The sequence below is a fragment of the Streptococcus sp. 2022WUSS037 genome (genome assembly GCF_044427225.1).
Lineage (GTDB): Bacteria > Bacillota > Bacilli > Lactobacillales > Streptococcaceae > Streptococcus.
The window spans coordinates 38575-62919 of sequence record NZ_JAOTGJ010000009.1 but is presented as its reverse complement, the minus strand read 5'-3'; the positions used below and the strand labels follow the sequence as shown (position 1 = coordinate 62919).

Here is a 24345-nt window from a genome sequence, read left to right as displayed (position 1 = left end):
CCACCGTCCAGTACTTACTGGTGAATACAGGTTCTATCCTATTTCCATTTAGCTAAAAACCAATCTAAACTTTTACTGATAAGAAAGACCATGACCAGGGTCCAAATAAATTTGACCCAACCAATTTTGACAGCGAGAGGGGTCACTACAAGAATATCGAATATCAAAATAACCCTAGAAATCTTCCAGTTGAAATACTTGTTGCACAATAGGGCAATGATGTCGCTGCCTGCTGTCGAACCATTTCCATGAAGGACAAGGGCCATAGACAAACCAGTTGCTAGTCCAGCTACTATCGCTGAGGGAATCAGAGGAATCCACTGCTCCTGTAGAAAACTAGTCAAATACATGGTCGCTGACATAGAACCTATTGCTAAAAATGTGTAGAATACCCTTACTTTACTCAAAAAACGGTAGGCTAAGACCAGAAGGAAACCATTCAAAATAAAACTCGTTACTCCTGCTTCCATACCCAGAGTGTAGTAGAAAAGCAAGGCCACTCCCGTGATACCTCCCTCTCCAAATTCATGCGGGATGATGAGCATATTCAAGACAAGGGCATACAAGATCCCACCCAGAATAATCAGTAAACAATCTTTCAATCTAATCCGTGACATATAAACCTCTACTCTTGTGGTCTATATTTAGTATATCAAAAAAAGTAGAAAGCGGATACACTTTCTACTCCCTATAAAAATATATTTTATGATTAGATTATTTTGCCAAAACTGCAGAGGCCAAGGCTTTCTGAATAGCGATCACACTCTTGTCACTCTTGAATTGAAGGGTTTCCGCCGGCTCTGCCGCAGAGGAAATCCAAATCTTGAGCTCAGCATCCAAATCAAAATGACCAGAAGTCTCGACCGTAAAACGTGAAATGGAACGGTAAGGAATAGACTTATACGAAACCTTCTTACCTGACATTCCTTGCTTGTCAACCAAAATCAAACGATAGTCAGTAAAAACAATCAAGTCACGAACCAAGCTAAAAGCCATCTCTACTTGTTCATTTGCCAATAAAATATTCTCTAGCTCCTGCTCTACCTTATCATTATTCATCTGTGAGGCATTGCCCATCAAACCTGAAAACAAACCCATGCGTTTACTCCTTTTTATGTTTTTCCTTATTTTACCGAAAAATGTGGAATAACAAAAGCAAAAACCAACCTACCCATCTATAATACTAGTCTCTCATCAAACAATCCTAAAAATTCTTCATTCTGAGAATGAGTCACGACGATAACCAACTTGCCCTCAATCTTGGACAAGGTCTCCGCTATCAAGTCCTCATTTCTGTTATCTAGGCCTGTCGTTGGTTCATCAAATAAGAAAACTTCCGCATCGCGGTAAAGGGCACGCGCCAAATCAAACCGCCGCTCCTCTCCTCCGGATAATTGCTGGGTAGAGGATAGCAGGGTGTCGAAACCATTTTCCTGCCGTTCAAACCAGTCCGCTAAGCCAACTTGCTTCAAGCAAGACCGAGCTTTAACTTCATCCAAAGGCGCAAACAAGGTCAAATTATCCCCCATACTAGCTGTAAATAGATTGGTTTTCTGAGGTAGGTAGTAGATTTTCCGAAAGAAGGAAAGCTGATCCAGTTCTGCCAGATCCCTAAGATTGACTAAGATCCGTCCCTCATCTGCTTTCTGAACCCCCATTAGCAGACGGAGCAAGGTCGTCTTCCCACACCCGCTCTTGCCCAAGATAGCGTATTTTTTATTGGCTTGGAAACGATAGGAAAACCTATCAAACAGACGGTGGTTATTTTGCTCAAAACTAATAGCATCCAAGCTGATGCTGTCAATGGTTTCAGTCAGTTTCACTTTGGCTTCATTTTCCTTGGATGTTCCCTGTAGAATTGTGGTCAAATCTGCCACAACCGTCCGACTAGAAAGATAATCCGTCAGCAAGCCTGACATGGTTTGGATAGGACCTGCCACAGTTCCCATCAGGGTTGTCATAGCAATCAAATCCGAAATGTTCAGCAGACCTTGAAAAACAAATATCCCTCCAATAATCCAGGAACCTGAATAGACCACGCTGCTCAAACTGTAGGAAACCGCATAGGTCTGGGATTGTTTTTGGGCAAAACGGTTAGCACGCCTAGTGTATTCCTGATTGGATGCCGCCAGCTTTTCTTGGAAAACTGGCGTGATGGCGCTGATGCGAATGAAAGAGAGAGCTTCTACAAACTCACTAAACAAGGTAAGATAGGCATTTTTCTCCTCCTGACTGTCCTTTGTCGCACGAGCTAAAATCCCCTTATTTATCACCGGAGCCAAAAATGGAATAAAGCAGAGCGCCAACATGATCATAGCCATGGTTCCTTGAAGGTAGAGAGCCCCAATCAAAGAAAAACTAAAAACCAACAGGCTTGTCACCATGGACAGGAGCGGCGTTAGATAGGTAGTTTCCAAGATATTCAGATGATGAACCAAGACATGGACCTTATCTGCCTGATTGTCTTTTGCTGCCTCTCCTAAGTCCTCACGCGCATAGACAGTCACTAATTGATTGCGCGTCTCTTCCATAATCTGATTGATTGCCTTAAACTTGAGATAGCGGGGCAGGTAATCAAAATAGCCATCACATAAAAAGAATACCACTGCAATCACCGAACTGGTCACAAATACCTTCTGGTCACCAGATAAGGCCGCTTCCGAAACACGCGCATAAATAAAACCCGTTGCTGCTAAAATCAGAGCATATACCACCGACACAGCAATATAAGCAACTACTGCCAACTTGCATTTTCTAAGGTAGTAAAACACCGTTCAAACCTCCAATCCATTTCTGTTTATTTAATCATAGTATATTATAATACATTTTTGGAGTATAATCAAATTTTTATGAAAAAAGCCAGGACCTGCCTGACTTCTTATAGGATTGATTGGATTAGCTAAAGATTGAACTTAAGGTTCATCGAAGCGACTTAACGAAGTTTTAACTTGATTTTCAAAGCTGAACAGCTGTAATCTGACTACCGTCAGTTCCCATCTCCCGATAGCAAACATCTCCCAGATGTTTTCTACATCTTCTCTTCCAACTCCACATCCGGATACTTGTCCGCAAACCAGCGGGGTGCGAAGTCGTTTTCAAAGAGGAAGACGGGTTGGTCAAAGCGGTCTTTGGCTAGGATGTTGCGGCTTGAGGACATGCGTTCATCCAGGTCTTCTGGCTTGATCCAGCGGACAGTCTTTTTACCCATTGGGGTCATGACTACTTCTGCGTTATACTCGCCTTCCATACGGTGTTTGAAAACTTCAAACTGGAGCTGACCAACAGCACCTAGCATATACTCGCCAGTCTGGTAGTTCTTATAGAGCTGGATAGCCCCTTCTTGCACCAGCTGCTCGATTCCTTTGTGGAAGGATTTTTGTTTCATGACGTTTTTAGCAGAAACTTTCATAAAAATTTCAGGGGTAAAGGTCGGTAGTGGCTCGAATTCAAACTTGTTCTTGCCTACGGTCAGGGTATCTCCTACCTGATAGGTTCCTGTATCATAAACCCCGATAATGTCACCCGCCACTGCATTTTCCACATTCTCACGGGACTCGGCCATGAACTGGGTCACATTTGACAACTTGGCTCCCTTTCCTGTACGAGGCAGGTTGACCGCCATGCCGCGTTCAAATTCGCCTGAAACCACACGGACAAAGGCAATGCGGTCGCGGTGACGAGGGTCCATGTTGGCTTGGATTTTGAAAACAAAACCTGAAAAGTCTTTATTGAGTGGATCAATGACATCCCCTGTCGTTGTCTTGTGACCATGTGGCTCTGGAGCAAACTCCAAAAAAGTGTCAAGAAAGGTCTGCACACCAAAGTTTGTCAGGGCTGAGCCGAAGAAAACAGGTGTCAAATCGCCGTCCAAAATCGCCTGCTCTGAAAATTCATTCCCAGCTTCCGCCAAGAGCTCGATATCGTCCAGAACTTGTGCATAAAAGGGGTTAGAACCAAAGAGCTTATCACCTTCGTCCAAGCTTGCAAAACGCTCATCACCTCGATAGAGTTCTAAGCGTTTGTTATGGAGGTCATAGAGTCCCTCGAAGGATTTCCCCATACCAATCGGCCAGTTCATCGGGTAACTGGCAATGCCCAAGACTTCTTCCAATTCCTGCAACAAATCCAGTGGCTCACGACCGTCACGGTCCAACTTGTTGATAAAAGTAAAAACTGGAATGTTGCGGTGTTTCACAACCTCAAAGAGCTTTTTAGTCTGGGCCTCAATACCCTTGGCAGAGTCCACCACCATGACAGCCGCGTCCACCGCCATCAAGGTCCGATAAGTGTCTTCTGAGAAGTCCTCGTGCCCTGGTGTATCTAGGATATTGACACGCTTGCCTGCATAGTCAAACTGCATGACAGATGAGGTAACAGAGATACCACGTTGCTTCTCAATATCCATCCAGTCAGATTTGGCAAAGTTACCAGTCTTTTTCCCCTTGACCGTACCTGCTTCACGAATCTCACCCCCAAAGTAGAGCAACTGCTCGGTAATAGTAGTCTTACCCGCGTCCGGGTGAGAGATAATCGCAAAGGTGCGGCGTTTCTTGATTTCTTCTTGTAGTGACATAATGTTTCCTTTTCTTTTTCTTATTCTTTTTTTTGATACATAGCAGAGCTGAGCTCTTATCCTATTCGATTTACATTGGATTCATCCTTATTCTTTACTAGACAACTCTCTTATTATATCGGAAATAAGGGAATTTTTCAAACTATTGAAGAATAGGTCTACAGACCTATACTATTGTATTATAAATGTGTTACAATAAGTATGAGATGTATTCTATATACTAGAAAAAGAAAGATAAAATAATGAACAAAAAAATAAAAGGTTTATCAACCAAGGAAGTACAAGAACGTATTCAAAACCAACAAACCAATCATTTTAAGACAAAGACCAGTGCCAGTAATTGGGAAATCTTCAGACGAAATGTATTTACATCTTTTAACGCACTCAATTTTGCCATTTTCTTAGCCTTACTAGCTGTTCAGGCATGGTCCAACCTTTTCTTCTTCGGAGTTATTGTCCTCAACGCTGTTTCAGGAATGCTGACAGAATGGCGGGCACGACGAATGATTGACAAACTCAACCTGATGAACAAGGATTTTATCCGAGTTGTTCGTGACGGCGAGACAATCTCTATTGCACCAGAAGATATTGTCTTAGATGATGTTCTCTTGCTGTCTGCTGGCGAACAAGTTCCTAGTGATGCTATTGTTTTAGAAGGTATAGCCGAGGCAAACGAGGCCATGTTAACTGGTGAAAGCGACTTGATTGTGAAAAATACTGGAGCTGAATTATTGTCTGGTAGCTATCTAGTTAGCGGACAGATTTATGCAACAGTCATCCATGTTGGCGCAGAAAACTATGCCAATAAGCTCATGCTTGAGGCGAAAACTCACAAACCTATCGTCTCTCGTATTCTTTACAATATGGATAAAATTGCTAAATTTACAGGAAAAATTATCATTCCATTCGGACTCGCTCTTTTTCTAGAAGCCTTTTTCATCAAACTTCTTCCCTTAAAAGACTCAGTTATTACCAGCTCTACTGCCCTACTAGGTATGTTACCAAAGGGAATTGCTCTGCTAACCATCACTTCTCTCTTAACTGCCGTTATCAAACTTGGAATGAAAAATGTCCTCGTACAAGAAATGTATTCCGTCGAAACACTTGCCCGAGTTGATGTTCTTTGTTTGGATAAGACCGGAACGATTACTCAGGGAAAAATGACCGTCGAAAACCTGCTCCCCTTAACCAACCATTATTCACTTGACACTATCCAACAGATACTCGCTACCTATATCCAGACAAGTGAGGATACTAATTCGACAGCTCAGGCCATTCGAAAAGAATATGGTGATTTAGAGCACCACTATAAAGCTAGTCACATCATTCCATTTTCTAGTGATAGAAAATGGGGAGCAATGACAATAGAAAACATTGGTCGCATTTTTCTAGGGGCACCAGAAATGTTGCTAACACAAAATCCTCCTTCTGTTTCTGAGGCACAAGCTCGTGGTTCCCGTGTCCTGATTCTTGCGCTTAGCCAACAGTCCCTTCCTTCTTCTCAAAATCAGCTACCTGAGAATATTGAACCTCTAGCTCTATTAGAAATTGCCGACCCAATCCGAGAAGACGCCGCAGAAACACTAGCCTATCTTCGCTCGCAAGAAGTGACACTAAAAATAATCTCTGGTGACAATCCTGTGACTGTCTCACACATTGCTAAGGAAGCTGGATTTGCTGACTACGATAGCTATATCGATTGTTCCAAAGTTGACGACGAAGAACTAATTGCCAGAGCTGAAACAACCGCCATTTTCGGTCGCGTATCCCCACATCAGAAAAAATTGCTCATCCAAACCCTCAAAGCACAGGGACATACTACTGCAATGACCGGTGACGGGGTCAATGATATTCTTGCACTACACGAAGCTGATTGTTCCATTGTTATGGCAGAAGGCGATCCCGCTACTAGACAAATCGCTAATCTAGTCCTCCTAGATTCTGAATTTCGAGATATTCCTGAGATTCTCTTTGAGGGACGACGCGTTGTTAATAACATCTCCCACATTGCGCCCATCTTTCTTATCAAAACAATTTACTCTTTCTTACTTGGCCTTATCTGTATCGCTAGTATCACTCTAGGTAAAGCAGAATATTTGTTAGTTTTCCCATTTATTCAGATACAAATGACCCTCATTGGTCAATTTGTTGAAGGTTTTCCTCCTTTTATCCTAACTTTTGAACGAAATATCCGCCCCGTAGAAAAACATTTTCTCAGAAAATCTCTTCTCTTAGCCCTACCAAATGCTCTCATGGTTGTTCTCAGTGTCCTTATTTTCCATTTAATGCAAGTCTTTGGATACTTAAACTTGCATGACATGCAAACCCTCTCTTATTATGTTCTTGGTTCAACAGGTCTACTGGCTGTCATTCGTGCCTGTTTGCCTCTGACAAAAACTCGACTTGCTCTTATTATTTATTCCGTTTTCGGTTTCTTCATCAGCTCCCATTTCCTACATGGTCTGATTGAAATCCACCCCTTAAACAGTCACACATTGCCAATCTATTCTGGATTAATGCTCATTTTTATCCCTGTCTTTTTCTGGGTTAGCTACAAACAAGGCGCATTTAAAAACTAAAAATAAGAGGCTGGTCAAAAAGACCAACCTCGCTTCTCAGGGTTCGTGTCAACATCTCAGCGCAGTGGTTGATTGGCAGATTTGTTCGTGTTTTACACTCCAAATCTGACCTAATCAACTGTGCGGGGGCGGGAAGACGAACTCTTTTTGACCAGTCGAGTTCTTTCCCGCTCCCTTATTTTTTCAATATCTGCGAATTCATTTGTTTGCTTTCTTTTTTCAAATAGGCAATTAACATAACTTGTATACTCAAAATAGAGAAACAGAGTAGGCAGGTTACCAAGAAGAAATTCAAAGGAAGATTGGTACTGTTCACTAAAGGTGTCTGTCTCAAAAATCCATAATTTCCGCCAGTTAAAAGAGCTACTCCTAGAATCAGCATATTCATAATAAGCGTATATTTCACTACCTCTTTTCCCTTCAACATCTCCCCTTCTAAATCAGATAATAGGTACAACATACAATTAACCGTCAAGGCATAGTGACCAATAACAAAAGTAAAGAAGGTCAGATGTGGAAATGCAAATGGGTCAAATACTGGATGAATAAAGGCTGAAAGCGATCCAAAAAGACCGAGATAGGCAAAATAACGTTTCAAAGGTCCGGGCTTCGCCCAAAGAATAAAGAGCATGGCCAAGCGACAATGATAAAAAGGAAGACTCTCTGAAAGAGGAAAATCAGCTACGATATACCAAGTATAAAGGGAGACAATCTGTATAAATTGAAGCCACCAAAAAACAATATGAAACCATCTTTTTTGATAACAACGAAAACAAAGATGGAGCATGAAAAACCAAATAATCATGAGAAACAGGTGTTCCAATACGTTCAGGTTCGGTGCTTCAGAAATCTGATTGCTAAAAAAATCACTCATCTTATTAAATTCCTCTCTTTCCCAAAAAGTTAGTATATCAACTTTTCGATGTTTTGACAAGACTTGCTGAAAAAGAGAGGTCTTGCCTCTCTACTTTTCTATTTCTTCAACCACTTTCCCAAGATTCATGGAATTAGAGCCTTTAAAGAGGATTTGGTCTTGGCCGCCAAGAACTTCCTTGACTTGTTTCACCAAATCTTCAAATTGATCCTGCTCTGCATTTTTCCTAAAGAAATAGACTTTTCCAATCGGGAACATCTGACTAGCCAACTGGGCCAGACCTTCAATATCCTGACCGTAGAAAATGACGGTGTCTAGCACATCAGGCGACAGGCTCAAAATCATCTGATTGTGGAGATCAACGGACTGGCTCCCCAGTTCTTTCATATCTGCTAAAACGGCGATTTTCTTGCCGCCTTCGTTTGCAGGAATGCTAGAGAAGGTTTCCAAAATCAATCGCATGGCCGTTGGGTTGGCGTTGTAGACATCGCTGAGAATATCTGCTCCGTTTGCTGCCTTCTTCCACTCGGTGCGGTTGCGGGTCAAGTTAAGACTGGCTAGGGCTGACTTGATGGCCTCATCAGGCACACCCAAGGTCTTACCTACGTAGCTTGCTACCATGGCATTGGTGGCATTGTACTTACCCGTTACTGGGAGGAAAATGTCGCCGTCCATAAAATTGACGGTGAAGGTCAGGCTATCTTTTGACTCGACCAGACTGGTCACCTGCAAATCAGCCTGCTCACCGAAGCGAATGAGGTCTACATGGCTCGGCAAGAGCTTATCCGCAATCGGATCTGCTGGGATCAGAAGCTTACTACCAGCTGTCATTCCGTCCGCAATCTGTAATTTTCCTTTGGCAATCTCTTCGCGTGAGCCGAAAAATTCCAGATGCGCTTCACCAAAAAGGGTAATGACAGACAGGCTTGGCTTGGCGATTTCAGACAAGAGGTGAATGTCGCCTAGGTGGTCCTGCCCCATCTCCAAGACCAGTTTTTCTGTATCATCTGGCATATGGAGGACGGTGTAGGGCAGACCGATTTCGTTGTTGTAGTTGCCTTGTGTCTTGTAAGTCTTGTAAGTCGTCGCTAGAATATCGTGAATCATGTCCTTGGTGGTCGTTTTACCGTTTGAGCCTGTCACAGCAATGACTTCTACCCCTGTTTTCTCTAGGTAATAGGCCGCTAATTGTTGAAGCGCAGCCAAGCAATCATTTACTAGAATGTGAGGAACATCAAGGCTGACTTCAGACAGGGTTACTGCGCAGCCATTTTCAAAAGCAACAGGAATGAAGTCATGACCATCACGCGCACCTTTGAGGGGAACAAAAAGATCCCCTTCTGTAATCAGGCGACTGTCGAACTCCACCTTGTTAAGGGCTCTATCGGGATAAAGACTAATATCATTTTTTGCGCCCAAGACCTGAGCGACTTCGTGTAGGGTTAATTTCATTGTTTTCTCCAATATAGTCTTTTAATTTATTTTTAGTACTAAGCAACGAGCCGCAGGCATAACTGAAGTTAGGCAAGGTGAGTTAACGACGTAATAAAAGATAAACTAAATGACGATAAACTAAAAAAGAGCTTTTGCTCTCTCTATTATATCACTTTTTAGCTCGTGTGGATGAAAGTTCAGCCTCATCTAACAGGTCAAACTCAATGTGATAGCTGATGTCGTCACTCAAGAGCGCTTTTACCTTGCATTTCTGCTCCACATAGGCTAAGATGGCAGCCTGCTTTTCTTCCGAAACTTTTTCAGCCAATCGGATAGACACTTCGAATTGTCTATCTTCCAGCTGAGAAGAAACCTGAACAGGCATGGTTTTATTGCCTTCTTGGCTTGCATAGTAGCCCTGCACACACATGGTGACACAGGCAGCCAATCCTATATTGACCAAACTAACTGGAGTTTCCCCCTTCTCAGTCACCCCAAAGGTACGAACCAGTTCACCATAACCTTGAGAAACTGCCTGAAACAGACCTTCCCCTTTTACTGTCGTTTGATACATAAACACCTCCACATATTTGAAACCATTCTATTCTTTTTTGCAAACCTTTGCAAGAATGTGAACTAGAAAAAGATTGGAAATTTTCCAATCTTTTTCATTAAATCAAATGACTTTCACGTTTTTCAAACATTTCCTTGGCCAAACGAACAAGCTCTTCAATCAAGTCTGGGTAAGCCAAGCCCATATTATCCCAAAGGAGTGGATACATGGACCACTGGGTAAATCCTGGCATGGTGTTGAGCTCATTGAGGAAGATGTCTCCGTCTTCTGTCAGGAAGAAATCACAGCGAGAGAGACCACAACCACCGATAGCACGAAAGGCCTTGGCAGCATTGTCCCGCATGGTGTCCATGATAGACTCATCAATCTTAGCTGGGATTTCCATAGTAATCTTGTTGTCGATGTATTTGGCATCGTAGTCATAAAAGGCAACGTCTTTGACTACTTCGCCAGGAAGTGTCGTTTTCACGTCAGCATTTCCCAAAAGACCAACCTCAATCTCACGCGCATTAACCCCCTGCTCAACGAGGACACGGCTGTCATACTTGAAGGCCAAATCAAGCGCCTTACGCAAGCCAGCTAAATCCTCGGCTTTTGAGATACCGACGCTTGACCCCATATTAGCTGGTTTTACAAAGACTGGATAAGTCAATTTTCCTTCAATCTCTGCAATCTTATCGTCGATATTTTCACCCTCTATAACGGCCACATAAGGTACTTGAGAAATTCCTGCTGATTCCAAAATACGCTTAGTTGTAATCTTGTCCATGGCAACGCTGGAAGACAAGATATTGGTACCAACATACGGCATACGAAGCACTTCCAAGAAGCCTTGAATAGATCCGTCTTCTCCCATTGGGCCATGAAGAACAGGGAAAACAACCGCCTTTTCTTCATAAATATCGCTCGGACGGATTTTTTGCTCTTCAACAATCGTCGCGTTTGTCATGAGTTTTTCATCGGCAGACGGTGTTTGAGAAAACTCTTGCGTCTTTACAAAGTCACCTGTCTGGCTAATGAAATAGGTTTTGACAAAAAATTTATCATAGTTGATGGCACGCATGACGCTTTCGGCAGACAGAACAGACACCTCACGCTCTGCAGAACGCCCACCATATAGTAAAATCAAGGTTTCTTTTGACATATATTCTCCTTCCTGTACCAACGCTATTACTCTTAGTATAGCATAATTTAACAAATCATATCTATCCTATCTTAAAATTAGGAACGTCTCTAACTACAGAACTGCTATAGCTCTGTACGATTTTCAATAGCCCTCAACAGGGTCACTTCATCTGCATATTCAATATCACTGCCTACCGCTAAGCCACGAGCTAGTCGGGTTACTTTGATTCCCGCAGGTTTGAGGACACGTGAGATATACATAGATGTAGCCTCTCCATCTGCTGTTGCATTGGTCGCCACAATAACTTCTGTAACCTCATTGTCCATCAGGCGAGTGAGAAGGGTTTTCAAATTAATATCATCTGGTCCGATACCATTCATGGGAGAAATCAAGCCATGCAAGACATGATAAAGACCGTGGTATTCTTGAATATTTTCCAAAGCTGTAACATCTCGACTATCCTCTACAATCAAAATAGTAGATTGGTCTCGGGTTGAGTCCTGGCAAATGGCACAGGGGTCCTGATCTGTCAAATTACCACAAATAGAGCAATAAGATAGGTCTCGCTTGGCTGCCAATAAATTTTTCGCAAATTCATTAACGACATCATCCTCCATGCCAATAGTATAAAAAGCTAAACGGGTAGCCGTTTTTATACCGATACCTGGCAATTTAGAATAACTATCAATTAACTTAGCAATAGGTGTAGGGTAAAGCATAAGCCTCCTTAGTTCATTGGGTGAAGTGATTGATATAAATTGATAATTTCTTGAGTAATTGTCTTAGTAGTTGTTGAACTTTGATTGGTCAAATTTGGTAGGACAACTGCTACCGCAATTTGAGGATTATCACTAGGTGCATAAGCAACAACGTTGGTATTGACCGCAGTAACCACATCCCCAGAAGCTGTCGTTGTATAGGTTTCGGCTGTACCAGTCTTGGCACTGATGGTCACAGCCGCACCACGACCGATAGCACTACCTGTATTAAAGCGCCCACTACCATTGACAACTTGGTAGAAACCTTGACGAAGAAGAGACATATCTTCAGCGGAAATATTAACCTGATTCATCTCCTTACCAGATACGGTTTCAATTAATTCTCCCAAACCACCTTGGGCATTATTCCCATAAATTCCCTCAACGAGGTGTGGAGAAATCCGTGTTCCATTATTCGCAATGGTCGCTGCATACTGTGCCATCTGCATCGGTGTATAGTTATCAAACTGTCCAAAAGCGTTGGTAATAAAGTTGGCTGTCGAATACTCTTCTGGTAAAAATCCTGTAGATTCGAGTGGAAGGTCAATACCTGTTGACGCACCTAAACCATACTCTGCAAAAGTCGAACGAAGCTTAGTCATGGCATTTGTCAATGTATCGCCATCATTCAAATACATGTTAGCTGAATAGGTCTGACCAAGTAGTCCTAAGGCAATCTTAACCATGTAGACGTTAGAAGAATATTCTAGAGCCTCTGTCGCATCAATATTAAAACTACCATAGGCCCCATACCAAGATGTAATTGGTGCTGAACCTGCAAAATAGATTGGTTCGTCTAACTGCACTTGATTGCCACTGATAACTCCATTTTCCCAACCAGAGCTGATTGTCGCTCCTTTGACGATGGAACCTGGTGTGAAAACACTTGTAATAGTACCAAGGGCATCTTCTGTTATGCTACCTGCTCCTTTTTCATGACTGTATCCAGACATGGCAAGCACCGCACCTGTTGAAGGTTCCAATGCGACTGCATAAACTCCTTCCGAGTAAAGTGCACTACCAGTAGCCAGCTCACTTTCAAAGTATTTTTTCAAAATAGCATTGACACCATCTTGAAAGGCTAAATCAATAGTCAGTTTAATATTATTTCCCTGCTGTCCTTCTTGGATTGTCTCAATACTTTCGACATTGCCATTTCGATCTAGGTTGATTTGTTTTTTCTCACGTTGACCTTGCAAGACTTCTTCATATTGTTTCTCGAGGTAGGCAGTTCCCACACGGTCATTTGATGAGTAGCCCTTGGAGAGATAGTATTCCGCATCTTCAGCAGGCAAACCAGCCTGTTCACTCGTTACTGTACCAATAATAGAGCTGAGGGAAGTTGGTAAAATCGTCCGTTGCCAGTTGTTAGTCGTTGAAATGCCTGGAAGTTGACTTTCATTGGCTACGATATGAGCAACCTGTTCAGCAGTTAGAGTATCTGTTACCAAATTAACAGTAGAGAAGTAAGTAGCTCCATTCATCTGCTTAAATAGCTCAATCGCCTTGCTGTCTTGCTCAGAATATTGTAATGCTTCAGCAGGGATACTATCAACCGCATTAGAATAAATTGTCGATTCACTCAGGTAGTTGCCATCAGAATCGTATTTTTTATCTTCTGGCAAGGCCTCGACTACCTGACGATAAACTTCTTCATCCGCCAAATAATAGTCTGCCTTATCACGTTGAGTAATTGTTACGTCCGACACATTGACCCACTGCAAGAGTTTATTAGCTACTTCTTTCATTTCCTGAGCAGACATCTTGTTGGAACGTGTGAAGGAGACAACCTGCTGAATCTCGTTTTCAACCAAAGGTTTTCCCTGTGCATCGTAAATCTGCCCACGGATAGAGCCATTGCTGATGATTTTCTGACTGGCAGTAGACAGCTTATTACTATAAAAATCATGATTGATGATCTGCATGTCTGCCAGACGCAATATCAAAACTAGGAAAAGAAAAATCACGATAGAAAATAAAATATTTAAACGAAGGGAAATAAAATTTCCATCGTGTTCCAAAGGCTTGTTCTTTCTTTTTTTCACTTCAAAGACCTCATTCTAGAAATATCCTTCTTATTATACCACAGGCAAAAAATATTTTTTAGACCCAACTGTCGATTCAAATAATATTTTCTCTATAAACGTTGAACAAGCTGACAATTCTCGACCAGCCACTTTCTATGCACAACACTCTCAACAAACCGCTGATCATGGGAAATCAGGAGGACACTTCCTTCATATTCTTTCAAGAATGTTTCCAAAGCCTCAATAGCTGCCATATCTAGAAAATTTGTCGGTTCATCTAATATCAAAAGATTTGCATCCGCCAACAATACCTTAGCTAAGGAGAGACGCACACGCTCACCACCAGACAGATTTGCTACCTTCTGCTGAGCCTTATCGTAAGAAAGTCCTAACATACCTAATAAATTGAGAATCGTCATCTTATCTTGAAGAGAGGTACAACTAATATTTTCCAAAGCAGTCTTTTCTTCATCAAGGTTTATCAAATCCTGTGCAAAATAAGCAATTTTTACCTTAGGATTATAATAGCCTGCTAATTCTTTCCTTAATAATTTTTGGACAAAACTAGTCTTTCCAGAACCATTCGCCCCCACTAAGGCTAACTTCTCCCCAAACGTCATCACTATCTGAGGAAAATCAAATAAATACTTTTCCCCAATCCAGAGCTGTCCAGCCTGCAAGCGAAAGAGACTGTGAAGACCAGTATCCAAGGCACCTTTCGCTTCCATCTTTACCCACGCTTCCTTTCTGGGTTGTTGAACCTTGTCCAAACGCTCCATCCGTTTTTCCAAATGCTTGGCAGACTTTGCCATTGCCTTGGCTTGACTGTCATAGGAACCCATCAAAGCATTGACCTTCCACTCAGACGATGAAACACCTTTCTTTCTCTTCCCCATCTTCTGAGCCTTTGCCTGACGCTCTTGCTGGGCCTTTTTCAGTTGAGCGACTTTTTTCTGATAGGCTTCATAAGCCTCCTGCTGTCCTTCTCGCTTAGCTCGGCGGCTTTCTACAAATGCCTCGTAATTCCCAGGATAAACCTCTATCTTTCCTTCTTCCAAATGCCAAATGTGACTGGCTATTTGATTGAGAAAATGTCGATCATGACTGACAACCAGTAGACTGCCACGGTAGCGTTTGATTTGTTTGATCAGCTTTTCCTGGTGTTCTTGGTCTAGGTTAGCTGTCGGTTCATCCATAATTAACAACTGCGGTCTTTGGGCAAAAGACTCTTGAATAGACTTCCAAACCTGTTCCCCTCCAGAAAGCAAGCTCCTTTCCTGTAACTGGGGTACATAAGCCCAGTCTGCTTTTACCTCAATCTGACCGGCAAAATCCCTATCCAGTCCTAGTAAGATTTTCAAAAAAGTAGACTTGCCAACTCCGTTATTTCCAACCAAACCAACCTTTTGACCAGCTTGAAGACTCAACTGCTGGATTGTAAACAATCCACGCCCTGCAATTTCCTTCTCTAATTGAATACATTTCATTACTTCCATATAGACCTCTTTTCTTCACAAAAAGGGCCCCTATTCTGCTCAATGAACAAGAAAAAAGCCATGCAAAACATGACCTTTCCCTATGGAAAAAGTCACACGAATAGTAAGCCCTTATGAGCAGTCTTATCCCTTGTGTAGTCGGTTCATATGACCTCACTACAAGTTTTAAGAACGACTAATAAGTAGCTTAATTATTCATGTAACTTCACCTCACGTATTTTATATATTTATTCTAAACAAGTTAAATGAATTTGTCAAATCTTGGTCAAGGCAGTCGCTGTATCTGGCGATGTATCATAGACTTGGAAATCCACTCCAACTCCTAAATCAGCCTGCACCAACTGATTAACCATGGTCATGTGAGCCAATTCCTTGATATTGTTTTCCTTTGATAAATGCCCAAGGTAAATCTTTTTAGTCCGATTTCCTAGTGACCGAATCATGGCATCAGCACCATCCTCATTACAAAGGTGCCCCTTATCAGACAAAATCCGTTGCTTGAGGTTCCAAGAGTAAGAACCCGCACGCAAGATTTCAACATCATGATTAGACTCAATCAAATAGGCATCTGCATTGGCTACAATCCCTGCCATTCGATCGCTGACATAGCCAGTATCCGTTAACATAACAAAGGACTTATCGTCCTTCATAAAACGATAAAATTGAGGACAGGCCGCATCATGACTGACACCAAACGACTCAATATCTAGGTCACCAAAAGTCTTCATAGCCCCCAATTCAAAAATATGTTTTTGAGCCTGATCAATCTTACCCAATTTGCTTTCCATTGCCTGCCAAGTCAATTCGTTAGCATAAATATCCATACCATATTTACGTGCCAGAACACCGATACCATGAATATGGTCACTGTGCTCGTGTGTCACTAGAATTGCATCGATATCTTCTGGCTTGCGGTCAATTTCTGCCAAAAGGCTGGTAATCTTTTTTCCTGATAGGCCGGCGTCTACCAAGATCTTCTTCTTATCTGTTTCCAAATAGAAACAGTTTCCACTAGATCCCGATGCCAAAATACTGTAGTTAAATCCTTTTCCGATCATATTCTCCTATTCTTCCTCATCCGAATCATCCCACTCATCCATAGTAATATCCTTACTGTACGGTAGAACAATCGTAAACGTTGACCCATGACCATACTCACTCTTGGCCCAAATGAATCCCTTGTGTTGCTTGACAATTTCTTTGGCAATGGCCAAACCTAGACCAGTACCACCCTGGGCACGCGAACGAGCCTTATCTACACGATAGAATCGGTCGAAAATCTTTGGTAAATCAGCCTTTGGAATGCCCAAGCCCTCATCCGAAATTGAAACAATCAACTGACTATCTGTTGTTTTCATACTAAAGGTAATAGTTCCACCGTCAGGTGAATACTTGATGGCATTGTTTAAGATATTATCTAAAACTTGGGTCAGCTTATCTGTATCAATTTCTACCCAGATTGGACTTATTTGATAATCACGAACAATGGTATAAACTTTATCAGAATCAGAATGCTTCATCTGATCAAAACGGTTGAGAATAAAGGTCACAAAGGCTGTAAAGTTAATCAATTCAACATCCATTTCACCGACTTGATTATCAATCCTTGACAAACTTAATAAATCGGTAATCATCCGCATCATACGATTGGTTTCATCAAGGGATACTTTGACAAAACTTGGTGCAACTGATTCCGTCAGCGCCCCCTCATCCAGGGCTTCTAAATAGGATTTGACCGATGTCAAAGGTGTACGCAATTCATGGCTGACATTGGAAACAAAGAGACGACGTTCCCTCTCTTCCTTTGCCTGTTCTGTCATATCGTGTAAGACGACCACCAAGCCTGAAATTAGACCACTTTCGCTCCGAATGGTTGCAAAATTGGCACGAAGGGTAAGAAACTCTTCATTCTCATTCGTATGTTCCAAGACAATTTCAGGAGTCTGAGCCAACAAATCCCGTAAGGTATATTTTTCCGATAAATCTAAAACATCCAAAAGATTTAGCTTATCTTGTTGCTTATTCGTCAACCCTAATTGCTTCTGAGCCATATCATTAACCATGATAATTCGACCAACCCTGTCCGTAGCGATTACCCCATCACTCATGTAAGAAAGAATTGAAGTCAGCCGTGTCTTTTCTTGCTCCAAACTATCATGTGTCAGGCGAATGACTTCAGATAAATCATTCAGAGAATTAGCCATATCAGTGATTTCTGGACTCCCCCGCATGTCTAAAACATCTGCATAATTCCCCTCAATTAAAGCCTTGACCTTTTGATTAAGCTGTTTAATTTGTCGTGTATCCCGATAATTCTCAATCAAAAGAATCGAAAGCGCAATCACAAAACCAACTAATATGACTGCAAACCAAAACTCTACTGTAGTTATTAAATAACGTAATTGATTAATCATTTCCTTTAATATAATAACCAACACCACGACGTGTCAAAATATATTCTGGACGACTTGGTGTGTCTTCAATCTTCTCCCTCAAGCGACGAACTGTCACGTCAACTGTTCGAACATCTCCAAAGTAATCATATCCCCAAACTGTTTCCAATAGATGCTCTCGCGTCATCACCTGACCTAAATGCTGTGCAAGATGGTGCAACAACTCAAATTCACGATGAGTTAACTCTAACTCCTTACCATGCTTCTTAGCAACAAATGCATCCGGCAAGATAGTCAAATCACCAATTACTAAATCTGGGGTTCCTGAGCTATCAACAGCCATTTGCGTTTCAGACAGCTCGCTACGACGCAATAAAGCTTTTACACGCGCCTGCAATTCACGATTTGAAAACGGTTTGGTCACATAGTCATCTGCACCGATTTCAAGTCCGATAACCTTGTCAAACTCACTGTCCTTGGCAGAAAGCATCAAAATCGGTACATTACTAGTTTTACGAATAATTCGTGCAACTTCTAAACCATCTAGTTCTGGCAACATCAAATCTAAAATCACAATATCGGGAAATTCAGCTTCAAATACTTCCAAGGCCTCACGACCATCAAAAGCAGTCACTACTTCATAACCTTCGCGGGTCATATTAAATTTAATAATATCTGAGATAGGTTTCTCATCATCTACAATTAATATTTTCTTCATTATTAAAAAATACCTCTTTTTTATTTCTTCTATTATAACAAACTTACTTAAAAATTTCATTTTTAAGAACCAACCAACACGACTATGTCACAAAATATAACATTGGATATGTTAAATTGTCAGAATTTACTTGACATTCCTAATCTACAGTGCTACTATATTCATACGTTAGAAAACTTTACACAAGGAGAATCTCATGGCTTTAGTAGAATTTAAAGATGTCAACAAATACTATGGCGACTACCACGCCCTACGCAATATCAACTTGGAATTCGAACCTGGACAGGTTGTTGTTCTCCTTGGACCTTCCGGTTCTGGTAAATCAACTCTTATCCGTACTATTAATGGTTTAGAATCAATTGATAATGGAAAACTTGTAGTTAACGGTCACGATATCTCTTCTACTTCTATCAAAGAATTAGTTGCCCTCCGAAAAGAAGTCGGCATGGTCTTCCAACACTTCAACCTCTACCCACACAATACTGTGTTAGAAAATGTTACCTTAGCACCTACGAAAGTTTTGGGAATTGACAAGGCGACGGCGGAGAAAACAGCTCAAAAATACCTTGAATTTGTAAACCTATGGGATAGAAAAGATTCTTACCCAGCAATGTTATCCGGTGGACAAAAACAACGTGTGGCCATCGCTCGCGGCTTAGCTATGAAACCTGAGCTTCTACTCTTCGATGAACCAACATCTGCCTTGGACCCAGAAACTATCGGTGATGTACTTGCAGTTATGCAAAAATTGGCACGAGACGGGATGAATATGATTGTTGTGACACACGAAATGGGCTTTGCCCGTGAAGTAGCTGATCGCATCATCTTTATGGCTGAAGGCGAAGTTCTAGTTGACACGACAGATGTCAATGGATTCTTTGACAATCCAACCGAACCTCGTGCCCAACAATTCCTCAGTAAGATTATCAACCATGAATCTGATAAGGTAAAACTCTAGGAGGTAGTCTATGGATAAGAAAAAAATCAATATTTTCTTTGCAATTAGATTATTAGTCTTCGGACTTATTCTTCTCGTTTTTGCAAAACAACCAGTAGCTCAAACTGAAACACCCGCAGCCATCACCAATAGTGATCAGGTTCAAGCTATCATCGATAGGGGCGTGCTCCGCGTCGGAGTGAAACAGGACGTCCCAAACTTTGGCTACAAGAACCCAGATTCTGGTGAATTTGAAGGAATGGAGATTGACATTGCTCGCAAAATCGCAGACGAGTTAGGGGTGGATATCGAATTTACTCCCGTTACGGCACAAACTCGCGGACCACTTCTTGATAACGGTCAAGTGGATATGGTCATCGCAACCTTCACCATAACCGAAGAACGCAAGTTGCTCTACAATTTCACAACTCCATACTACACTGATGCTGTCGGCTTTTTGGTTAATAAGGATAGTGGAATTAAGACATTTACCGACCTGGATGGAAAGACAATCGGTGTAGCTCAAGGTTCCATTACACGCACCCTCATCTCTGAATTGGCAGACAAGTATGGTATTTCAGTAAACTTTGCTGAACTTGGTTCTTATCCAGAACTTTCCGTATCCCTTAGAGCACATAGAACCGATGCCTTCTCTGTAGACCAATCCATTCTATCCGGTTACATTGGCTCAAAATCTGAACTCATGGACTTTAGCTTCTCAGCTTCTGACTATGGAATTGTTACTAAATTATCTAACAAAGACCTTAACAACTACTTAAATAGTCTGGTTGAAGAATGGACAGCTGATGGTAGTCTTCAAGCCATCTACGATGCCAATGGTCTAGAACCAGTAACAGAAACTGACGAATAGAAAGGTGAAACAATATGACAGTTTTAACAACTAGTCCTTACGCTTGGGAAAATTGGGTCAGTTACTTCAATGATTTTCCAACCTTTTTCCAAGGCTTTCTCTTTACCTTAGCCATTTCTGTCGGAGCCTTTATCATGGCCATGTTTTTAGGAATTGTCTTTGGTAGTCTCTCTTCAAGTAAAAATAAAGTTTTAAAAATCATCGCACGTGTCTATGTTGAATACTATCAAAACACACCGCTTTTGGTTCAGTTCATGATTGTTTATTATGGACTTCCACTGATTTCAAATTATGTTCTCATGCCGTCCATCTACTGGACAGCTGTTATCTGCGTCGGACTCTATCACGGTGCCTATATCGCAGAGGTCATTCGTGCAGGGATTGAGGCAGTGCCGACTGGGCAAACTGAAGCCGCACTTTCACAGGGATTTACTCAGGCTGAAACCATGCGGATCATCATTTTACCACAGGCCATTCCGACGATTCTGCCGCCATTGACCAACCAAGTAGTAAACTTGATTAAGAATACGGCTACTGTTGCCATCATTTCTGGAGCTGATATTATGTTTATGACAAAATCTTGGTCTGCCATGAATGCCAACTACATCCCAGCCTTTGCTGGTGCTGCTTTCCTTTACTTCATCATGTGCTTCCCTGTTGCAAGCTGGGGTCGCCGCATTGAAGAAAAAAATAAGTCAGCTTTTTCACACTAATAGGAGGTTGAACGATGAATTATGTTTTAGAATTACTCAAACCTTCAACCTTCCAACTCTTGTGGAGTGGTTTGAAGTTAACCCTCTATATCTCAAGCATTTCGGTAATCTTGTCCATTCTATTCGGAATGATTCTAGCTATCATGCGCAACGGTAAAAATCCAATTTTCAAGTGGATTGCAACCATCTATATCGAATTTGTGCGTAATGTGCCAAACTTGCTGTGGATTTTCACTGTCTTCTTAGTCTTCCAAATGAAGTCAACGCCTGCTGGTATTACTGCTTTTACTATTTTCACCACGGCAGCCATGGCCGAGATTATCCGTGGTGGTCTCAACGCCATCGGACCGGGCCAGACCGAAGCTGGCTTGTCACAGGGTTTTACCCCAGTACAAATCATGGTTTATATCATCATGCCACAGGCCATTCGTAAGATGTTACCGGCTATTATCTCGCAGATTGTAACGGTCATCAAGGACACTAGTTTCCTCTACTCCGTTATCGCTCTTCAAGAGCTTTTCGGGGCCAGTCAAATCCTTATGGGACGTTACTTTGAAGCAGAGCAAGTCTTTGCCCTCTACATCATGGTCGCCTTGATTTACTTTAGCATCAACTTTGCCATTTCAAGTCTGTCACGTTATGTGGCGAAGTCTTGGGCGAGCAGTATTGAATAATACTCTTCGAAAATCAAACTCAGCCGTTGTTGACTTGATTTGATGAACTTCAGTTCTATCTGCATCTGCGTCGCCTAGCCTGAGTTTGATTTTCATTGAGTACTACCTAACCTCCCAGCCAATTGGTTGGGATTTTTGCTGTCAAAAAAGAAGCCCTTTCAGACTTCTTACTTTATCATTCTTATTCAGCTTCAGCTGGACGTGACTTGCGAGCAATATCTGCTAAAATATGGTCCACAAATTCTGATACAGACTGAGTTTGCGTTGCCTTGCTTCCGTAGCGACGGACGTTGACTGCATTATCTTCCATTTCCTTGTCACCGACGATGAGTTGGTATGGAATCTTGCTGGTCTGGCTCTGACGAATCTTGTACTGCATCTTCTCGTTCCGCTCATCCACGTGTACACGAACACCACGGTCTTGCAATTCTTTGGCAACCTTCCAAGCGTAGTCCAAGTGAGCTTCCACAGAGATTGGAATCATAGTCACTTGGGTTGGAGCCAACCAAGTTGGGAAGGCACCCTTGTAGGTTTCAATCAAGATGGCAGTGAAGCGTTCCATAGTTGAGATAACACCGCGGTGAATCATAACTGGGCGGTGCTCCTCACCGTCAGCACCAATATAGGTCAAACCAAATCGTTCTGGCAAGAGGAAGTCCAACTGAATAGTTGACAACGTTTCCTCATTTCCAAGGGCAGTCTTAACCTGAATATCCAACTTCGGACCGTAGAAGGCTGCTTCACCCTCTGCTTCAAAGTAGTCCACGCCCATTTCATCCATGGCCCCCTTCAACATACGCTGGGCATTTTCCCACATCTCATCGTTGTCATAGTACTTCTCTTTGTCCTCTGGGTCACGATAAGACAGGCGGAAACGGTAGTCGTTTAGGTTGAAATCTGCGTACACATCGATAATCAACTGGAGAGCTTTTTTAAACTCTTCCTGGATTTGCTCAGGTGTCACGAAAATATGACCGTCGTTGAGAGTCATCTCACGTACACGCTGCAAACCAGTCAATGCACCTGATTTTTCATAGCGGTGCATCATACCAAGCTCCGCAATACGAACAGGCAATTCACGGTAAGAACGCACATGGTTTTTATAAACTTGAATGTGGTGCGGACAGTTCATCGGACGTAGAACAAACTCCTCACCATCGCCCATGTCCATAGTTGGGAACATATCTTCTGAATAATGCTCCCAGTGACCTGAGGTCTTATAAAGCTCAACCGAAGCCAATGGCGGCGTGTAAACATGCTGGTAGCCTGAAGCCAATTCCTTGTCTGTGATGTAACGCTCCAAGGTACGACGGATAGTTGCACCGTTTGGCAACCAGAATGGCAAACCTTGACCAACTTCTTGGCTGATCATGAAAAGATCCAATTCCTTACCAAGTTTACGGTGGTCACGTTCTTTGGCTTCTTCACGCATTTGAAGGTAAGCCTTGAGGTCTTTCTTGTCAAACCAAGCTGTACCATAAACCCGTTGCATCATTGGATTTTCGCTCTTACCACGCCAGTATGCACCAGCTACATTGAGCAATTCAAAAATCTGGATACGGCCTGTTGACGGAACGTGTGGGCCACGGCAGAGGTCAACGTATTCTCCCTGAGTATAAATGGTCAAACCACCCTCGTCATCAGAGTGCTCGTGAATCAATTCCAACTTGTATGGATCATTTTTGAAGATTTCAAGAGCTTCTTCCTTGGTCACCTCACGGCGTTCTGAAGGGAAGTTTTCCTTGACAATCTTCATCATTTCTTCCTGAATGCGTGGCAGGTCTTCATTTGAAATCTGACCAGCCGCATTGTCCGTGTCATAGTAGAAACCGTCCTGAATAGCTGGACCAACCCCCAACTTGATGTCTGGGAAAAGACGACGAGCCGCTTGAGCAAACAAGTGGGCAGCTGAGTGACGCAAGATGTCCAAGGCATCCTCATGGTCAGGCGTTACGATTTCAAGCGTACCGTCCTCTTCGATGGCACGAGTGGTGTCAATCAATTTACCATTAAACTTACCAGCAAGAGCCTTTTTCGCCAAAGACTTGCTGATGCTCTCCGCAATTTCAACAGTTGTCACACCAGCTTGGTACTCACGAACAGCACCATCTGGGAAAGTAATATGAATCATAAGTATCTCCTCTTATTTATTTTTTAATCCCAAATAACTCTTCTTTCTGAGTTAAAAAGGTTTCCATTTCTTTTTGAATATCAATATCCAGGCGGTCGGCTAATTCGATCAACCACCAGATATTTTCAGCCAGTTTATGCTCCAAGGTATAGGGCGTTTCATCATAGTAACGACCCTGCTTGGTCATAATCAGGCGGTTCATGTTGCCAATATCATTGGTCAACAAGTCTTTATTTTAAGTTGTTGAGCTGAAACAGTCTATCCCCAGACTGTTTCACTCCTCAATAGACCACTCTTTGTCGTGGTGCTTGATCTCCAACTCTCTGTAAGCCTTGCGAATGGCTAGACAACGGTCAATCGTTTCTTGTGGAATGCTGGTCAACTTCATCTCCTTGTTTGGTCAAAAAAGAAAATACGACGCCCTCGCAAAAGGACGTCGTAACGTGGTTCCACCTTCATTCGCAGTC

Annotated in this window: 20 protein-coding genes and 1 pseudogene; 5 read left to right on the top strand and 16 right to left on the bottom strand. The window is 42.2% G+C overall.

Annotation, left to right across the window (positions count from 1 at the left end; translation table 11 throughout):
• Positions 1-38 precede the first annotated feature (38 nt).
• The 4 genes from ODU55_RS05340 to ODU55_RS05325 all read right to left on the bottom strand — a co-directional run bounded on the left by ODU55_RS05340 (position 39) and on the right by ODU55_RS05325 (position 4573).
• Positions 39-617 carry a YitT family protein gene (locus tag ODU55_RS05340; protein WP_398582144.1) on the bottom strand — a complete coding sequence of 193 codons (579 nt, stop codon included), beginning with the start codon at positions 615-617 and terminating at the stop codon, positions 39-41.
• A gap of 97 nt (positions 618-714) precedes the next feature.
• Positions 715-1098, bottom strand: coding sequence for a PH domain-containing protein (locus ODU55_RS05335; RefSeq protein WP_398582143.1), 384 nt, complete (start codon positions 1096-1098; stop codon positions 715-717).
• A gap of 77 nt (positions 1099-1175) precedes the next feature.
• Positions 1176-2771 carry an ATP-binding cassette domain-containing protein gene (locus ODU55_RS05330; protein WP_398582142.1) on the bottom strand — a complete coding sequence of 532 codons (1596 nt, stop codon included), beginning with the start codon at positions 2769-2771 and terminating at the stop codon, positions 1176-1178.
• A gap of 257 nt (positions 2772-3028) precedes the next feature.
• The gene (locus tag ODU55_RS05325; RefSeq protein ID WP_398582141.1) at positions 3029-4573 is read right to left on the bottom strand and encodes a peptide chain release factor 3; all 1545 of its coding nucleotides are present in this window, start codon (positions 4571-4573) and stop codon (positions 3029-3031) included.
• Between the two features lie 242 nt (positions 4574-4815).
• On the opposite strand from ODU55_RS05325, the gene ODU55_RS05320 reads away from it, so the two are divergent.
• Positions 4816-7152, top strand: a complete 2337-nt coding sequence (locus ODU55_RS05320; RefSeq protein ID WP_398582140.1) for a cation-translocating P-type ATPase — start codon at positions 4816-4818, stop codon at positions 7150-7152.
• Between the two features lie 175 nt (positions 7153-7327).
• On the opposite strand, the gene ODU55_RS05315 is transcribed toward ODU55_RS05320, so the two are convergent.
• The 10 genes from ODU55_RS05315 to yycF form a co-directional block, all read right to left on the bottom strand.
• Positions 7328-7957, bottom strand: a complete 630-nt coding sequence (locus tag ODU55_RS05315; RefSeq protein ID WP_398582153.1) for a TIGR02206 family membrane protein — start codon at positions 7955-7957, stop codon at positions 7328-7330.
• 159 nt (positions 7958-8116) lie between these two features.
• Positions 8117-9478 (bottom strand): UDP-N-acetylmuramoyl-tripeptide--D-alanyl-D-alanine ligase, encoded by a 1362-nt coding sequence (gene murF, locus ODU55_RS05310; protein WP_398582139.1) that lies wholly within the window; start codon positions 9476-9478, stop codon positions 8117-8119.
• Positions 9479-9629: 151 nt separating this feature from the next.
• Positions 9630-10034 (bottom strand): OsmC family protein, encoded by a 405-nt coding sequence (locus tag ODU55_RS05305; RefSeq protein WP_398582138.1) that lies wholly within the window; start codon positions 10032-10034, stop codon positions 9630-9632.
• Positions 10035-10131: 97 nt separating this feature from the next.
• A complete protein-coding gene (locus ODU55_RS05300; RefSeq protein ID WP_398582137.1) occupies positions 10132-11178 on the bottom strand; it encodes a D-alanine--D-alanine ligase in 1047 nt (348 codons plus the stop codon).
• A 104-nt stretch (positions 11179-11282) separates the two neighbouring features.
• On the bottom strand, positions 11283-11879 hold the full coding sequence (gene recR, locus ODU55_RS05295; protein ID WP_002935848.1) for a recombination mediator RecR: 597 nt from the start codon (positions 11877-11879) through the stop codon (positions 11283-11285).
• A gap of 8 nt (positions 11880-11887) precedes the next feature.
• On the bottom strand, positions 11888-13963 hold the full coding sequence (pbp2b, locus tag ODU55_RS05290; RefSeq protein WP_024384903.1) for a penicillin-binding protein PBP2B: 2076 nt from the start codon (positions 13961-13963) through the stop codon (positions 11888-11890).
• A 92-nt stretch (positions 13964-14055) separates the two neighbouring features.
• Entirely contained in the window at positions 14056-15441 is a 1386-nt protein-coding gene (vga(F), locus tag ODU55_RS05285) for an ABC-F type ribosomal protection protein Vga(F) (protein WP_398582136.1), read from the bottom strand.
• Between the two features lie 254 nt (positions 15442-15695).
• Entirely contained in the window at positions 15696-16499 is an 804-nt protein-coding gene (locus ODU55_RS05280; protein ID WP_398582135.1) for an MBL fold metallo-hydrolase, read from the bottom strand.
• A gap of 6 nt (positions 16500-16505) precedes the next feature.
• Positions 16506-17855 (bottom strand): cell wall metabolism sensor histidine kinase VicK, encoded by a 1350-nt coding sequence (vicK, locus tag ODU55_RS05275; RefSeq protein ID WP_398582134.1) that lies wholly within the window; start codon positions 17853-17855, stop codon positions 16506-16508.
• On the bottom strand, positions 17848-18552 hold the full coding sequence (yycF, locus tag ODU55_RS05270) for a response regulator YycF (RefSeq protein ID WP_398582133.1): 705 nt from the start codon (positions 18550-18552) through the stop codon (positions 17848-17850). Before yycF ends, vicK begins: the two co-directional genes overlap by 8 nt.
• Before the next feature lie 196 nt (positions 18553-18748).
• On the opposite strand from yycF, the gene ODU55_RS05265 reads away from it, so the two are divergent.
• The 4 genes from ODU55_RS05265 to ODU55_RS05250 are packed head-to-tail and all read left to right on the top strand — an operon-like array spanning position 18749 to position 21747.
• Positions 18749-19510, top strand: coding sequence for an amino acid ABC transporter ATP-binding protein (locus ODU55_RS05265; RefSeq protein WP_398582132.1), 762 nt, complete (start codon positions 18749-18751; stop codon positions 19508-19510).
• 10 nt (positions 19511-19520) lie between these two features.
• Positions 19521-20360 (top strand): transporter substrate-binding domain-containing protein, encoded by an 840-nt coding sequence (locus ODU55_RS05260; RefSeq protein ID WP_398582131.1) that lies wholly within the window; start codon positions 19521-19523, stop codon positions 20358-20360.
• Between the two features lie 14 nt (positions 20361-20374).
• A complete protein-coding gene (locus tag ODU55_RS05255) occupies positions 20375-21073 on the top strand; it encodes an amino acid ABC transporter permease (protein ID WP_105096633.1) in 699 nt (232 codons plus the stop codon).
• 14 nt (positions 21074-21087) lie between these two features.
• The gene (locus ODU55_RS05250; protein ID WP_029171308.1) at positions 21088-21747 is read left to right on the top strand and encodes an amino acid ABC transporter permease; all 660 of its coding nucleotides are present in this window, start codon (positions 21088-21090) and stop codon (positions 21745-21747) included.
• A 181-nt stretch (positions 21748-21928) separates the two neighbouring features.
• Here the strand turns inward: ODU55_RS05250 and thrS are convergent, their stop codons facing one another.
• Together thrS and ODU55_RS05240 are read right to left on the bottom strand one after the other, a co-directional pair.
• Complete coding sequence (thrS, locus tag ODU55_RS05245) at positions 21929-23878, bottom strand: threonine--tRNA ligase (RefSeq protein WP_398582130.1); 1950 nt, start codon at positions 23876-23878, stop codon at positions 21929-21931.
• 16 nt (positions 23879-23894) lie between these two features.
• A pseudogene (locus ODU55_RS05240) lies at positions 23895-24266 on the bottom strand (MazG-like protein).
• Between the last annotated feature and the right edge of the window lie 79 nt (positions 24267-24345).